Origin of the sequence: Streptomyces sp. GMY02 (genome assembly GCF_019056675.1) — a bacterium.
Classification (GTDB): domain Bacteria; phylum Actinomycetota; class Actinomycetes; order Streptomycetales; family Streptomycetaceae; genus Streptomyces; species Streptomyces odonnellii.
The window spans coordinates 36624-51638 of the sequence record NZ_CP077658.1 but is presented as its reverse complement, the minus strand read 5'-3'; the positions used below and the strand labels follow the sequence as shown (position 1 = coordinate 51638).

General features: G+C 68.7%; 13 protein-coding genes and 2 pseudogenes. 6 read left to right on the top strand and 9 right to left on the bottom strand.

What is annotated here, in order from left to right:
* Positions 1 to 20 precede the first annotated feature (20 nt).
* Genes KQY30_RS00175 through KQY30_RS00145 form a run of 7 tightly spaced genes read right to left on the bottom strand, consistent with a single transcriptional unit; the run spans position 21 to position 7413 of the window.
* The gene (locus KQY30_RS00175; RefSeq protein ID WP_217304977.1) at positions 21 to 1613 is read right to left on the bottom strand and encodes an acyl-CoA carboxylase subunit beta; all 1593 of its coding nucleotides are present in this window, start codon (positions 1611 to 1613) and stop codon (positions 21 to 23) included.
* Between the two features lie 3 nt (positions 1614 to 1616).
* Positions 1617 to 2591, bottom strand: coding sequence for a fumarylacetoacetate hydrolase family protein (locus KQY30_RS00170; RefSeq protein ID WP_217304976.1), 975 nt, complete (start codon positions 2589 to 2591; stop codon positions 1617 to 1619).
* Positions 2588 to 2992 carry a thioesterase family protein gene (locus KQY30_RS00165; protein WP_046497425.1) on the bottom strand — a complete coding sequence of 135 codons (405 nt, stop codon included), beginning with the start codon at positions 2990 to 2992 and terminating at the stop codon, positions 2588 to 2590. The genes KQY30_RS00170 and KQY30_RS00165 overlap by 4 nt, the downstream gene beginning before the upstream one ends.
* Positions 2993 to 2998: 6 nt before the next feature.
* Positions 2999 to 4858, bottom strand: a complete 1860-nt coding sequence (locus KQY30_RS00160) for an acyl-CoA dehydrogenase (protein WP_217304975.1) — start codon at positions 4856 to 4858, stop codon at positions 2999 to 3001.
* A gap of 37 nt (positions 4859 to 4895) precedes the next feature.
* Positions 4896 to 6116: a beta-ketoacyl synthase gene (locus KQY30_RS00155; protein ID WP_217304974.1), complete on the bottom strand. Its 1221-nt coding sequence runs from the start codon at positions 6114 to 6116 to the stop codon at positions 4896 to 4898.
* Positions 6116 to 6355: an acyl carrier protein gene (locus KQY30_RS00150; protein WP_217304973.1), complete on the bottom strand. Its 240-nt coding sequence runs from the start codon at positions 6353 to 6355 to the stop codon at positions 6116 to 6118. Before KQY30_RS00150 ends, KQY30_RS00155 begins: the two co-directional genes overlap by 1 nt.
* Positions 6356 to 6393: 38 nt before the next feature.
* Positions 6394 to 7413: a beta-ketoacyl-ACP synthase III gene (locus KQY30_RS00145; RefSeq protein WP_217304972.1), complete on the bottom strand. Its 1020-nt coding sequence runs from the start codon at positions 7411 to 7413 to the stop codon at positions 6394 to 6396.
* 190 nt (positions 7414 to 7603) lie between these two features.
* Here KQY30_RS00145 and KQY30_RS00140 point away from each other — a divergent pair, with 190 nt between their 5' ends.
* Positions 7604 to 8977: an FAD-binding oxidoreductase gene (locus KQY30_RS00140; RefSeq protein WP_217304971.1), complete on the top strand. Its 1374-nt coding sequence runs from the start codon at positions 7604 to 7606 to the stop codon at positions 8975 to 8977.
* 253 nt (positions 8978 to 9230) lie between these two features.
* Here the strand turns inward: KQY30_RS00140 and KQY30_RS00135 are convergent, their stop codons facing one another.
* Positions 9231 to 10601 (bottom strand): hypothetical protein, encoded by a 1371-nt coding sequence (locus tag KQY30_RS00135; protein ID WP_254406843.1) that lies wholly within the window; start codon positions 10599 to 10601, stop codon positions 9231 to 9233.
* A 380-nt stretch (positions 10602 to 10981) separates the two neighbouring features.
* Between KQY30_RS00135 and KQY30_RS00130 the strand changes: the two are divergent.
* Positions 10982 to 11413: pseudogene (locus KQY30_RS00130) on the top strand (arginase family protein); the annotation flags it as partial.
* Between the two features lie 278 nt (positions 11414 to 11691).
* Here the strand turns inward: KQY30_RS00130 and KQY30_RS00125 are convergent.
* Positions 11692 to 12051 carry a hypothetical protein gene (locus KQY30_RS00125; RefSeq protein ID WP_217304969.1) on the bottom strand — a complete coding sequence of 120 codons (360 nt, stop codon included), beginning with the start codon at positions 12049 to 12051 and terminating at the stop codon, positions 11692 to 11694.
* Positions 12052 to 12350: 299 nt separating this feature from the next.
* Between KQY30_RS00125 and KQY30_RS00120 the strand changes: the two genes are divergently transcribed.
* The 4 genes and pseudogenes from KQY30_RS00120 (at position 12351) to KQY30_RS00110 (ending at position 14897) form a co-directional block, all read left to right on the top strand.
* Positions 12351 to 13235, top strand: a complete 885-nt coding sequence (locus KQY30_RS00120; RefSeq protein WP_217304968.1) for an IS982 family transposase — start codon at positions 12351 to 12353, stop codon at positions 13233 to 13235.
* 653 nt (positions 13236 to 13888) lie between these two features.
* Positions 13889 to 14011, top strand: a pseudogene (locus KQY30_RS36000) (IS630 family transposase); the annotation flags it as partial.
* Between the two features lie 181 nt (positions 14012 to 14192).
* Positions 14193 to 14582, top strand: coding sequence for a DUF4406 domain-containing protein (locus KQY30_RS00115; protein ID WP_217304967.1), 390 nt, complete (start codon positions 14193 to 14195; stop codon positions 14580 to 14582).
* Positions 14583 to 14678: 96 nt separating this feature from the next.
* Positions 14679 to 14897, top strand: coding sequence for a hypothetical protein (locus KQY30_RS00110; RefSeq protein WP_217304966.1), 219 nt, complete (start codon positions 14679 to 14681; stop codon positions 14895 to 14897).
* Positions 14898 to 15015 lie beyond the last annotated feature (118 nt).

Genomic DNA, 15015 nt, shown 5'->3' with positions numbered 1-15015 from the left:
CTCCGGGCGGTTCGTTCCGGTCACATGGGTGGGTTGCCGTGCTTGCGTGACGGCGGCTCGGCGTGTTTGGTCCGCAGCATCGCCAGCGCCCGGACGAGCACACCGCGGGTGCCCGCCGGATCGATGACATCGTCGACCAGACCACGTTCGGCAGCGTAATAGGGATGCATCAGCTCCGCCTTGTACTCCTTCACCACTCGGGCCCGCACACCCTCGGGGTCCTCGGCGTCGGCGATCTGCTTGCGGAAGATGACATTGGCGGCACCCTCGGCGCCCATCACGGCGATCTCGTTGGTGGGCCAGGCGTACGACAGGTCGGAGCCGATGGAACGGGAGTCCATCACGATGTACGCGCCGCCGTAGGCCTTGCGCAGGATCAACTGGATACGCGGCACGGTGGCGTTGCAGTACGCGTACAGCAGCTTGGCACCGTGCCGGATGATCCCGCCGTGCTCTTGGTCGACCCCCGGCAGGAAGCCCGGCACGTCCACCAGGGTGAGCAACGGGATGTTGAACGAGTCGCACATCTGCACAAAGGCGGCTGCCTTCTCGCTGGCGCGGGCGTCGAGCACCCCCGCGTACGCGAGCGGCTGGTTGGCGACGATACCCACCGTGCCGCCGCCCACCCGGGCCAGAGCGCACAGCACATTGGTCGCCCAGAGTTCGTGGACCTCCAGATACTCGCCGTCGTCGACGAGTTCCTCGATGACCGAGCGCATGTCGTACGGCAGCCGGCCGTTGGCGGGGACGAGGTCCAGCAGGGCTTCGCTGCGGCGGTCCGCGGGATCCGTGGTCATCCGCGACGGCGGGTGTTCGAGATGGTTGGCGGGCAGCAGTGACAGCAGATACCGCACATCCGCCAGACAGGCCCGCTCGTCGTCGTAGGCGAAGTGGGCCACCCCCGACTTCTCGGCGTGCACATCCGCCCCGCCCAGTCCGTCCTGGGTGATCTTCTCGCCGGTCACGGCCCTGACGACGTCCGGACCCGTGATGAACATCTGGGAGGTGTCGCGGACCATGAACACGAAGTCCGTCAGCGCCGGAGAGTACGCGGCGCCGCCCGCACACGGGCCCAGCATCACGCTGATCTGCGGGATCACCCCGGACGCCTTGGTGTTGCGCTGGAAGATGCCGCCGTAGCCGGCCAGCGCCAGGACGCCTTCCTGGATGCGCGCGCCCGCCCCGTCGTTGAGCGAGACCACCGGCGCGCCCGCGGACAGGGCCATGTCCATGATCTTGTGGATCTTGGTGGCATGGGCCTCGCCCAGCGCGCCGCCGAAGATACGGAAGTCATGCGCGTAGACGAAGACCGTACGCCCCTCGACGGTTCCCCAGCCGGTGACGACACCGTCGGTGTGGGGTCTCCGGTGCTCCAGGCCGAAGCCGCTCGCGCGGTGTCTGCGGAGTTGTTCGACCTCGTTGAAGGATCCCTCGTCCAGCAGCAGATCGATCCGCTCACGCGCGGTCAGTTTGCCCTTGGCGTGCTGGGCCTCGGTGGCGCGCGCACTCGGACCGTCACTAGCCTGGCTCTTGATCGCGAGCAGCTCCGCCACGCGGCCCCGGCTGTCCGTGTCGAGTGCGTTCTCGTCGGCTGTCCGCTCCGGAACGGCCATGTCCTACTGTCCCCCGTCCTTGGTCGGCGCTGTGATCGCGCTGCTGAGTACGGATGGCCCGCCAGGTACGGAAGGCCCGCCGTGTCCCGTGCCGACGGGGCGGTGCGCCGTGAGGTCACGGCGGGCGGCCACACACCTCTGGCGCTGCGCGCCCAGGCCGGCCACCTCGGCCTCGACCACATCACCCTCGCGCAGATACGGCGTGCCGGGACGGCCGAGGGCGATACCGGCAGGAGAGCCGGTGAGCACGACATCGCCGGGCAGCAGGACGAAGAACTGGCTGAGATACCAGACGAGATACGGGACGTCGAAGATCATGTCGGCGGCGCCGGCGTCCTGCATGAGACGGCCGTTGACCCGGCACGTCAGCCGCATGTTCCGCGTGTCCCCGGCCTCGTCGGGGGTCACCAGAAGAGGACCGAGCGGGCCGAAGGACTCGAAGGACTTTCCCTTGACCCACTGACCGCCCCGATCCAGCAGTGCGCTGCGCTCGGAGATGTCGTTGGCCGTGCAGTAACCCGCCACGTACGAGAGGGAGTCGGCCGGACCGGACAGGTACTGGGCCCGGCGGCCGATCACCACCGCCAGTTCGACCTCCCAGTCCGTCCGGTCACCGCCCGCCGGCAGGATCAGGTCGTCGTACGGACCGGCCGTCGCCGAGGGCGCCTTGGTGGCCACGATCGGCTCGGCCGGCAGTTCCATACCGGCCTCGGCCGCGTGCCGGCGGTAGTTGAGCCCGATGGTTATCAGATGTCCGCCCGGACGGACGGGAGGACCGACGCGCTCCGCCGTCGGATCCACGGCGGGCAGGGTCGAGGCCTCCCGGGCGAGCCGGCGCGCGGTCTCGGACAGCGCTTCCGGATCGAGCTGTTCCCCGGTCCAGTCCGGTACCCACGCCGACAGGTCGCGTACGACCTCGTCGGGGCCGATGGCGCACGGGCGTTCCTCACCCGTCGGCCCGATCCGAAGCAGCCTCATGCCGCGTACTTCCCGAAGAAGGCCGTCTCCTCGGGGGTGAGCCGCCGGGGCCGGCCCCGCCGGTAGTCGAACGGAGCCATCACCGTGGAGGCCACGGCGTAGATCCTGTCCCCGTCCTTGACCTCGTAGTCGATGGTCACGGTGGCCGACTCCAGTCCGCTGACCCACATCTCGATGTCCACCGGTTCGTGCCGGTGGACAAGCTGTCTGCGGTAGCTGATCTCGTGCCGGACGACGACCGAACCGTCCTTGAAGAACGCGTCCCCCTCAGTGGGACCCATACGGAACACGAAGTCGACCCGTGCCTCTTCGAGATAGCGCAGGAAGACCACATTGTTGACGATCCCGTAGACATCCATGTCCGCCCAGCGAAGCGGGCAGCGGTAGAGATGGCGTGCCATGACGGCTCAGCTCCTCGCCGGTGTCAGGGGTTCGGCGGGCCCGCGCCGGCCGGCGGGCACCGCGTCGGCGACCGCCTGGAAGGAGGCCACGTAGTCGTCGGCCGCGATCGGCGCCCGCAGCAGGTCAGGGGAGAGCCGGAATCCGTCGATCAGGGTCTCCGCGTGGGGCAGCACCTGGGCGCACAGCGCGTCGATCTCCGCGGGGATCGCCTCCACCTGCGGGGCCGTCAGGGCGCCGCGGGCCAGATACCAGCCGGAGTCCCGCTGGATCTCGGTGAGGCCGTAGAGAGCGAGGAGAAGTTCCAGAGCCTCCCGCACCTCGGAGGTCCTGGCACGCGCCGCCGCCGCCCGGAAGCTTTCCACCGCCACCCGGACCCCGCGCGTACGGGCCATCGCCAGGGCGCTGTTCATGCTGCCGTTCCACGCTTCGAGATAGGTGCGTTCGCCGGACTCGTCGGTCATCGCCTCGCGCGCGGTGTGCAGCAGACTCTCCTCCCGGTACCGCAGGAGGTCGGTGTGCAGCGCCGAGTGCCGCAGTCCGCGCCCGTCCTGGCCCGGCGGCTTGGGGGCCGGCCGGTCGTCGCGCTGGGCGAGCATCTGGCCGGCCGTGGTGGCGAGCAGGACCTGATTGTCGCCCTCGGCCGTCACGAGTCCCTGGAGCAGCGAGCCGTAGTCCGCGATCCGGTTCACACTGAAGATGCCCTGGGCCCCGCAGCGCTCCCGGCAGGTGGCTATCACGTCGGTCATCTCCCAGGTGGAGAGCGCCTTGGTGATCGAGATCAGATTGTTCAGCTCGGCCGGGATGCTCTCCGGGGACACCAGGAAGGCGCGCTTGGCGTGGTTGAGCAGGAATGTCATCGCGTAGACTTTCGCGAGCGCGGTGAACAGCGCGAGCTGGTGGCTGCGGTACTCGATGACCGGCAGGTCGTTGCGGCCGGGGGCGTTGGTCAGCCGCCGGGAGGCGTAGCGGAGCGCGATGTAGACGCTCGCCCGTCCGGCGCCGACCGCGGAGCTGGAGACACAGAGCCGGCCGGGCTGGATCCGGCTCATCGCCCGCAGGAACCGCTTGCGCTGATTGCCCCCGGAGGGCCGGAAGGTGCCGTCCTCGGCGAACGCTCCCATGTCCCCCAGCAGCAGGTTGCGGCGCGGAACGCGGACGTGGTCGAACCAGGTGACGCCGTTGTCCAGCCCCTGGACCGGCTTCTCCGGGCAGGAGGCGGCGTGCACCCCGGCGCACAGGCCGTCGCGGTCACTGATCCGCACGATGAAGGGGAACACCCCGTGGTCCTTGCCGTCCGCCTTCAGCCGTGCCATCACCACGGCGATCTTCGGGATGTCCTGGAAGCCGCTGTACGACATGAACTTCTGGGCGAGCGGGTCCGGTGTGTTCAGTACGAAGGTCTCGCTCGCGCGGTCGTAGACCGCCTCGGTGCGCATCGCCGCGACATTGTTGCCGTAACCCAGCTCGGTCGCCATGTACGGGCCGAACGACTCCAGGTTGTCCAGCTCGTCGAAGTAGTCCTTCAAGTCCGGCCGGTCCGCGCCGTGATCGATGACCGTGCCGAAACAGAGGTTGTAATGGACCATCAGAAGAGAGAACGTCGACACGTCGAGCAGCGAGGGCCACTCCGCCAGGGCGAACAGCCGGCGCGGGTTGCGCACGATCTCCACCGGCCGCTCCAGCCGGCTGTGCAGGTACCGGGACCGCTCGTAGGCGAGCCGACCCGACTCGGCCAGGGTCAGTCCCTCGCGGGCGTCGAAGACCGGGTCGAGCAGCGCCGCCCGGATGTCCTCGTGCACCTCCTCGTACGTACCGTCGAAGACCAAGTCGGCCAGATCGGCGCGGCGGACGTCGTTGCTGGTCATCGTGGCGAGCCCTCCATCGGTTCGGGCGTACGGAGTGTCAGGCGGCTATCAGCAGGGCCGTGTTCTGGCCCCCGAATCCGAAGGAGTTGCTGAGGGCCACCTCCACCGGGCCGTGCCGCGCGGCCTTGTGGACGAGATCGATGTCCATCGCCGGGTCGGGGGCGACGAGATTCGCCGTGGGGGGAATCACCCCGTGGTGGACGGTGAGCGCGGCGGCGGCCGCCTCGATGGCGCCCGCGGCCCCGAGCGGATGTCCGGTCACGCCCTTGGTCGAACTCACCGGTACTCCACTGCCGATCAGTTCACGGATGACTCCCGACTCGACGGAGTCGTTGAGCGGCGTCGAGGTGCCGTGCGCGTTGACGTACCGCACATCGCTGCCGCTCAGCCCCGCGTCGGCCAGTGCCGCGCGTACGGCCAGCTTGGCGCCGCGGCCCTCGGGGTGAGGAGAGGTGACATGGTGGGCGTCGGCGGAGGCGCCGTAACCGATGACACGGGCGACCGGCCGGGCCCCGCGGGCCCTGGCGTGCTCCTCGGACTCCAGGACGAAGACCCCCGCCCCCTCGCCGAGTACGAACCCGTCCCGGGTGGAGTCGAAGGGCCGGGAGGCCGTGCCGGGGTCGTCCGTCCGCCTCGAAAGGGCGCGCATCCTGGAGAAGGCGGACACGTACAGCGGGGTGATGGGAGCCTCGGCTCCGCCGGCGATCACGATGTCCGCCGCGCCCGAACGGATCATGTCCCGGCCGATCCCGATCGCCGAGGCACCGGAGGCGCAGGCCGTGCAGGGCGCCAGACACGGGCCGTTGGCCCCGACCTCGATGGCCACCTGCCCCGCGGCCATGTTGAGCAGCCCCATCGGCAGGGTCATCGGGGAGACGTCCGAGGGACCGTCCGTGAGCAGCGCGGCATGCTGGGCCTCCAGAGTCGCGGTGCCACCCGCGCCCGAGCCCATGACCACGGCGACCCGGGAGCTGTCCGGCCAATCACCGGCCGTGAGTCCGGCACCGCTCAGTGCCTCCAGGGTGGCGACCACGGCGAACTGGGTGTAGCGGTCCCACTGCCAGGCACCGCGCAGCCCGAGGCGCGTGGCGGAGAAGTCCGGCACCCGGCAGGCCATGTTCACCGGCAGGGCGTCGAGATCAGGGTGGTGCGCCGCGGTGGAGGTGCCCTCGACGAAGCGGGTCCAGTTGGCCGGTACGCCGATGCCCGCGGGAGTCACCAGCCCGATGCCGGTGATCGCCGCCGCGAATCCACCCATCAGGCCTTCACTCCGATTTCGTCGAGCTTGGCGACAACCTCGGAGACCTGCGAGAACTCCGCCATCTGCTCGTCGTCGATGTCGGCGCCGAGCCGCTTGCGCAGCGCGGTCACGAGTTCGATCTGAGAAAGGGAGTCGAGCCCCAGATCGTCGAACGTGGATTCCGGGGTGATGGCTTCACGGTCGACACCGAAACGGCTCGCGATGACATCGGCGACGGATTCGAAGAGCGAATTCATTGCGTGTTCTCCTGACGGTGAAAAGGCGGGTGAATCGTTCACTGCACTTCCTCGACCGCGATTTCCGGCCAGGTGAGTGTGGTCGATCCCCAGGACAGACCCGCGCCGAAGGCCGACAGCAGGACACGGTCGCCGGGCTTGAGGTCACCGCGTACGGCGGCGTGGTTCATCAGCAGGGGAATCGACGCGGCCAAGGTATTGCCGACCCGGTCGATATTGACCGGCGCGCGTTCCGCGGGAAGCTCCAGTTCCTCCGCGACCGCCTGCACGATACGGACATTGGCCTGGTGGCTGATGAAGCTGTCGACATCTCCGACGGACCACCCGACGCGGTCGAGCGCGGCACGGGCCGAGACCGACATCCGTTCGACGGCCTGGGTGTAAAGGGGCCTGCCCTCCATCCGGAGAAACCAGTCCTCCTCCGGCACGGAGCCGTGGCCCGGACCTGCGGAGGCGGAGCGCTGCCGGGATCCGCCGGCCGGAATGGCCAGCAGATCGGCGAGGGCGCCGTCGCTGCCGAGATCGAACGGTCCCAGTGCGCCGGGTTCGTCCGCCGAGCCCCTGCGCAGCACCACGGCGCCCGACCCGTCGCCGAAGATCGGCGCGGTGGTGCGGTCCACCGGATTGACCATGGTGGTGAAGGCCTCGGCGCCGATGAACAGCACGCTGCCGGCCACATCGGAGGCGATCAGCCCGGCGGCTGTGGCGAGACCGTAGACGAAGCCGCTGCACGCCGAGGTCAGATCGAAGGCGGGCACCGTGCCCAGACCGAGCAGGGCGGCCACCTCGGGCGCCACGGCGGGACAGAGCCGGTCGGGGGAGGTGGTGGCCACCACAACGGCGTCCACCGCCGACCCGCCCGCCGACTTCAGCGCCCGCGCGCCCGCCTCCACGGCCAGATCCCGGGTCGACAGACCTCCGGTGACCATGCGCCGTTCGCTGATTCCCGTGCGCGTCCTAATCCACTCGTCGGACGAATCCAGAACCGTGCACAGGTCGTCGTTCGACACCGCATTCGGAGGGATCCACCCCCCGATACCCGCGATTACTGCGGCCATCAGTAATCCCCTTTGATCATTTCCTCATGACTTCTGCGAGTCATGACTTCTGCGAGCAAGACTGAACGACGTTCCTTCACCATGCAGCCGCCACTCTCGCACCCTTGTTCCGGGCATCTCAATTGTCCTTTGGTACGTGTACCAAAGGACAATCTTGAGCGGCTCGGCACGCCCTGAATACAGTGCAGGAATGAGTCTGACTCTCGCGGAACTCGCAGGTGTCCTCCCGGACGGCCGGGTGATTTCCGACCCCGGCCTGCTGGCCTCGTACGCGCGCGACGAGGCGGAGCGGGCGCCGTTCGCCCTGCCCGCGGCGGTCGTACGGCCGCGGGCCACCGCCGAGGTGGCGGCGGTCGTCGCCCACTGTGCCGCCCACCATGTCCCCGTCGTCGCGCGCGGAGCGGGCACCGGGCTGTCCGGCGGCGCCAACGCCGTCGAGGGCTGTGTCGTGGTGTCCTTCGAAGCGATGAACGAGATCGTGCGCATCGATCCCGATGAGCGGCTGGCCGTGGTGCAGCCCGGCGTCGTCAACGAGGATCTGCGGCAGGCATGTGCGAAGCGGGATCTGTGGTATCCGCCGGACCCGGCGAGTGCCCCGTGGTCCACCATCGGCGGGAACGTCGCCACCAACGCGGGCGGCGTGTGCTGTGTGAAGTACGGGGTGACGCGGGACTACGTCCTCGGTGTGGAGGCGGTTGTCGGAACCGGCGAGGTGGTACGGCTCGGCCGCCGCACCGCCAAGGGCGTCGCCGGATACGACCTGACCGGGCTGATGGTGGGCTCGGAGGGCACCTTGGGCCTGGTCACCGAGGTCACTCTACGGCTGCGCGGCGCGCGGCCCAGGGAACACACGGTCGTCGGCTACTTCGACGGTCTGCCCGACGCGGGCCGGGCGGTCGCGGCGGTTGTGGCCTCCGGTGTCGTACCCAGCGCGCTGGAACTGGTGGACCGGTTCTGTCTCCGCGCGGTCGACGACTGGAAACGGATGGGCCTCACCGACGCGGGTGACGTCCTGCTGCTCGCCCGGTGCGACGCCCCGGGCGCGGCCGGCGTCGAGGAGGCGGAGACGGTGCTGGCCGCCTTCGAGGAATCCGGTGCCACCTGGAGCGCCCGCTCCAGCGACGAGGCCGAGGCGGACGCCCTGTTCGCCGCGCGCCGGCTGGTGTATCCAGCGCTGGAACGCCTGGGGTCCGTCCTCACCGAGGACGTCTGCGTGCCGCGCACACTGGTGCCCGAGATGCTCGGACGCGTCGAGCGCATCGCCGCCGAGCATGACATCCGTATCGCGAGTCTGGCGCACGCCGGGGACGGCAATCTGCACCCGATGGTGCTCGTCCCACGGGGCGACGAGCGGGCCGGGGCGCGCGGCGACGAGGCACTCGAACGTGTCGTGGCCGAGGCCATAGCCCTGGGCGGCACGGTGACCGGCGAACACGGGGTGGGGCTGCTCAAGATGCGCGGACTGGCCGCGGAGTTCAGCCCCGAGGTGATCGCCATGCACCGTGCCGTCAAGAGCGCGTTGGACCCGGTCGGCATCTTCAACCCGGGCAAGGTCTTCGTCTAGACGTATAGGCGTACCGAAGCGTCCGTGCACCGCGTATCCGGGCCTGCGAGCCTCATCGCCGGTGGCTCTGCCTACGTGTCCACCTTCGGTCTCAAGGCTCCGCCCCGAACGGGCCTCTCATCCGGTGCGAGGTTCTCACGGCGGATGCGCTTCTGTACCCGGTGGCTTCTGAGACCGGCCGGCAGCGTCCGCCCTGCCGAGCGGGGGTCCGGAGCAGCCGGCTCGCGCGGCTTGCTCCGAACCCCCGGGCCGGTCAGTTGACGGACAGGATCGCCGTGTTGTTCGTGAGGTCCGGGTCGAAGTCGAAGGGGTACGCGCCGAACTCGCCGAACGCGGGGTGGATGCTCACGGCACCGGTCGCGCCGGGCACCACGGTGTCGACACGCACGGAGAACGCGAATGTGCGCTGGGTGTCCTCCAGCACCCAGTACCGCAGGTTGCAGTCGTAGCGTGGGGCGCCCGTCTGCTTCGGGTAGTAGCCGCCGTCGAGGGTGCGCGGGGAGCAGCCGGACGGTACGCCGGTGACCCTGGTGCCCTCGGGCACGACCAGCCGGACCTCGGCGACCGGGTCGCCGGAGCCGAGGTTGCCGGACCAGGCCGGGCCGTTGTTCTTGAACGTGAGCTCGGCCGTGGCCGTCTCGCCCGCCGCGCCGGAGATGGCATCACCGGTCACGGAGAAGTCCGCGGTGTTCTCCGCGCCGATCTGGAGGGCCGCGTAGTCGTTCCGGGAGTCGATGTCCTGGGCGCCGTCGCCCGGCTCGACGTCGATGTCGAGCCGCTCGTTCAGCGCGTGCGGGGCGAGTCGCACCGTCAGCGGCTCGGGCAGTTCGAAGGAGTCGCCCGGCGCCAGCACCTGGTCGAACGTGCAGATTGCCGTGCTCGACGGTGCGTAGTCGTTGCCGTCCGACGTGGTGTAGGCGCAGGCGTCGTACCGGGTCAGATCCGTCAGGCCGTACGAGGCGTACAGCTTCACGGTGAACCCGTTCGCGCTCTCGTTGCCGTTGTTGGTGACCTTGAACGGGATCGTCCGCTCGTCGCCGGGCTGACCGTCCTCGATGTCGGCGACGGGGTCGAGGGCGAGGTCGGGCCCGGCGCCGACGGTCAGGGTGGTCTCGAAGCTCTCGTGCGGCGCGGTGAGCGTGCCGTCGGGCCCGCCGGTGGCCGTCGCCTCGTAGGTGATCCTGCCCTGCGTGCCGACTTCGGCGCCGTCGGCCGCGCGCACCGTCAGGAACACCTGGTCCTCGTAGTCGCCCCCGATCACGGGCACCAGGGGGATGTCGCACACCGCGCTCGTGCCGCTCGGCGTGCAGTTGTCGGGCCAGGTCACCTCGGCGACCCCGGCGAGGCCAGAGACGTCGACGACGAGCCTGCCGTCGGTCACCGTGAAGTTATCGTTGTCGTGGTAGAGGCCGACGCCGAGGGTGCGGGACTGCGGCTGACCGCCGTCGGTGGCGCGCTGCAGCGTCTGGTCATACGGCACGTTGATCCACAACTGGTCACTCTGCGGCGGGTCGTCGTCGGCGAACGCGGGCGCGGCGAGGCCGGCAGTCAGCAGACCGGCCGCCACGGCCACGGCGGCGCCGGATCTGAAACGTACCCGGCGTCCAGCAGTTGACAGGCTCATTGCTACCCCCCAAGGGTGTGGTAACGCGACTGGCGCGCCGGCAGCCCCGGCGCGCCGGAAGGATCATCACATGGCAGGGGATCCCGCCGCGCCCCGGTTTCCGGCCCGAGAACGCCCTGCTCGCCGACCCGCTTCATCCGCATGCTCAACGACGACAGTGCCGGGCGTGCTTGTGCGCACCCGACTGCCGGGTCCGGCCCGCTCGCCCGGCTCGGGTGTACGACAGCGCCGTTATCGGCCCGCGTGCCGCTGCCGTAACGACGTCTCGTCTTCGGGGAATTGCCATGGGACACGTGGGCCCGCTGTGGGCTACCTCGTTTCCGCACGCGGTGAAACGCTGTGGCACGTGCTGCCCCGGCGAGGTCAGAATGGCCGGATGCACGGACCTCGAAGGGCTGCGGCCGTATGTCAGGGACGAAGACGTACGGGTCTTCGGTATCCGGGACTACGACGCACAACGGGCCGAGCTCGCCGAGTTGAGGATTATGAACGCGACGGTCGGGGAGATCAGGGAGTGGGGTGCCGAGGAGCTGGCGGGCGCGGTTGTGCAGACACTTGAAGTGCCCGTGACCGAGGGGTTCTGGGTGCATCTGGACGCGGATGTGCTGGACCCGTCCATCATGCCCGCCGTTGACAGCCCCGATTCCGGAGGGCTCATGCCCGACGAACTCGCCCCGCTGCTACGGACCTTGGTGCTATCGGAGCGCTGCGTGGGCTTGAACCTCACCGTCTACGACCCCGATCTCGACCCCGACGGCTCCTGCGCGGCTCTCCTCGCTGGCCTTCTCCTGACAGCCTTTACCCGACCCTGACCGGGAGCGGGCCTGCTCAGCCGGTCCCTGGCCGGGCTCCGTAGATACCGGGGCCGACAGCCCGTACGAGGGTGTGAGATTGCTGTGCTCACAAGCGTGCCCACTGCGCCGTAACTTCGCAGCCTTGCCCGGTTCACGACGGGCGAGATTTTCCGAAGTATCGATGGCGGACCAGTTCACCGGAGACGGTGAGCGAATCGGACCCGATCGATGGAGACCGGGACCGGTTCGGCTGAGACGGGACACGTCCAGACAACGAAGTCCGACCGATGCCGACGTTACTCGCTGAGCGTGCCGGCATTCATGCGGGACCTCAATGCTCTGCGGCACAGTGCAAGAAGCTGAGCCGCACAGACGGCAACGTAAAGCACGACCAGAACCCCGAGTCCGAGGTCGAGCCAGTCATAGGTCGTGCCCTTGAAGAGTGAGGCCCACGCCCGGGCACCCGCGACGGATCCGGCAACTACCAGCAACACCGACGCCACGGCATACAACGCCTTTGCCGCCCTGGGCCGCCGCCCTTTGAGCAGTTCACCACCCGCACCGAGCGCGACCAGCGCGGCGAAGGCATCGTGCGGCTCCGGGCGCCCCGACCCGATCGCGTCCACGATGTTGATCAGGATGCCGATCAAGCCCACGACCAGTGCACCTTGAGGTATACGGCGGCTCATCAACCCTCGCTTGCAGTCAAACCTTGGTGGCAATGGAACAATCTTCCCTGTCACGGGACCAGCGCATGGTGACGCGCCCACGACGAACCGCCGCGCTCAAACGCCCCCACTCCGCCGGATAGGCAAGCCATCCGCAGCACAGAAGACGGCGAACCCTCCCCCCGGCAGCGCAGGTTCTGCTTTCACTTCGGTGGTTCCAACTAGATGAATGAGTCCGATGTTTGTGCTGGCCGCGACTATGGCGAAGGGCGCCCGTTGGCTTGTGTGTGAAGACCAGCCTGGACGCCCTTCTGGCGGCACTGTACGTGTTCATCGACGACCATGTGGCCCCTCGTCGCCGGATCGGGCGACCACCGAAACTGACGGACGCCGAACTGCTGTGCCTGGCGGTCGCCCAGGTCCTGCTGGGTTTCCCCTCGGCCCGGCACTGGATCCGCTTCGCGCACGCCCGGCTGGGGCACTTGTTCCGCTATCTGCCCCAGCAGTCGGCCTACAACAAGCGCCTCAACGCCGCCGGACCGCTGATCAGCCACGTGATCGAGGCTCTGGCCCGGCAGGTGCCGACCTGGCACGACGACCTGCGGCTGATCGACTCCACGCCCGTTGCCTGCGCGGCTTCCCGCGAGACCGTCAGACGCTCTGCGCTGGCCGGGCAGGCCGGCTACGGCTACTGCCGCTCCCATTCCCGCTTCTTCTGGGGATTCCGGCTCTACCTGCTGACCACCGCCGAAGGCATGCCGGTGTCCTGGTGCCTGGCCAACCCGAAACCCGGGGAACGGCAGGTGATGACCGCGCTGCTGCAACGCGACCACCACCTCGTCCGCAGCGGTCAGGTGATCCTCGCGGACAAGGGCTTCGCCGGGCGGGAGTTCGAGACGTTCCTCACCGAACGCCTCGGCGTCCATCTGGTACGGCCCGACCGGAAGGACGAGCCCACCCGGCACGGCCGCCTCGCCCGGGCCCGCCAGTGGATCGAGGCCGTCTTCGACACCCTCAAAGGCCAGCTCAGCCTGGAACAGCACGGCGGCAGAACCCCGGCCGGAGTCTTCGCCCGCACCGGCCAACGACTCCTCGCCCTCGCCACAGCCATCTGGCACAACTGGACCACAGGCGCCAAGACCAAACGATCACTCATCGCCTACGACCACTGAGAACATCGGACTCACTCATCTAGGCGTAGCGGTCTTCACCCAACGGGCAGAGCGGGAGAGTTCCGATGGATGGAGAGGTACCGCTGTGGCGGTCCGACTCATGAGCGGCCCGCTAGGTGGTCGACTGAGGATTGTACGTCCCGTGCACTGCGATCCCGTGACCGGCTTCGTCCTGGGCGAGATCCGGGCCACCGCACCACGTCGCCGGTAGCCACTCCGAACCGTCGGCGGGCGCCACGGCCGGCAAAACGGGACGCCCTGGCCCGTACGGACAGCAGCGGCCCCAGGTTTCCTCGCCTGGGGCCGCTGCCCGCACCCGGTGGGTGGGGCAACGGGTGGGGCGACCGCGCCAGCGAGGCCGCGGCCGTCGTCGACGTCGGCTTGGCTGTCAGGCATCTGAAGGACGGCGTGCCGCACCGAGGTCTCTCGCACGCTAAACACCGATGTGCCGGCTGCGGCCGCGCTTGACTGCGGCCTCTGTCAGAGCGCCTTGATCGCCGTTTTCGATTGTACGGGCGACCGCGGTTCATCACCCGCCGCCTCGCCACGCTCGCCCACAGCGGCATCCAGGGCCTCGAAGAGCCGACGGTGCGCGCGGTGGTCTGCCGGGACATCCGGACCGGCCCTCCCCTTGCCGGGCATTTGCCAAGCAAGGCTGTTACTCCGTTGGCGACGACACCCTGTGGGGCATCAACTGTCGCCGCAAGGGAGCCGCCAACTCCCTGGCCGCGTTGAAATCCATCCGCGCCGCACGGCCGGACGGCGCCCCGATCTATGGGCGTAATGCCGACCGGCGGGTGCCACGGTGCCAGGTCGGGATGCTCCTTCAGCATGTCGTCGGTCGTTGCATAGAGTCGTGTCGCGAGGGCGTCCACGTTGTTCGTCACAAAACGATCTTGGATACCCTCATTCTCGTCTCCGCAGGCACCCCTTGGACCACACCACCAGGAGGAACCATTGTCATACCCGCAACTGCTCACCCCCGAGGAGAAGCTCGCCGACGCGAAGAAGCTGTTGAGCCTCCCGCGTATCGTCGTGATCTGCGGCTCCACCCGCTTCATGACCGAGATGAACGAGGCCGATCTGCGGGAGACCAAAGCCGGAAGGATTGTCGTCAAACCGGGCTGTGACATGAAGTCGCCGCACGAACTCTGCTCCGATCCTGTCGAGGCCGAGTCGCTGAAGGTTCGACTCGACGATCTGCACCGGGCGAAGATCCGGCTCGCTGATGAGGTGCTCGTGGTCGGCGACTACATCGGAGACAGCACCCGAGCCGAAATCGCCTACGCCCGGTCGCTGGGCAAGCCCGTGCGGTTCACGCACCCCGAAGTCGACCCTGACGCCTGACCGCCCGCTGCCACCTCGACACAGGGTCGGCAGCCCGCCGCCTGACTGTCTCGCGGTGGCTTCGGCCGCCCATCCCACACCCTCCACAGGCATCCCTTGGAATTGATCATCTACGTGATCATGGACAACTACTCCGCGCATAAGGGCACCGAGATCCGTTCCAGGGCTCAGAAGAACCGGGTCGAGTTGCGCCTCATCCTGACCAACGTCTCCTGGGCCAGAGCCATCGAGGCGCGCCCCGGACCACGGCGGCGGTTCACCCCCGTCAACTCCAGCCATCCCAACCACACCGTCCAGACCCGCGAACGACTTTGATGACCCGATCGAGGCGGCTGAGATCATCCAGTTCGCTGACTTGCTGCTGCTGCTGCGGCAGGCGGAGCGCGCCATGCGCCGCTGGCCAGCGGTGGGGGAGTGGGCCGCCGAAGCCGAG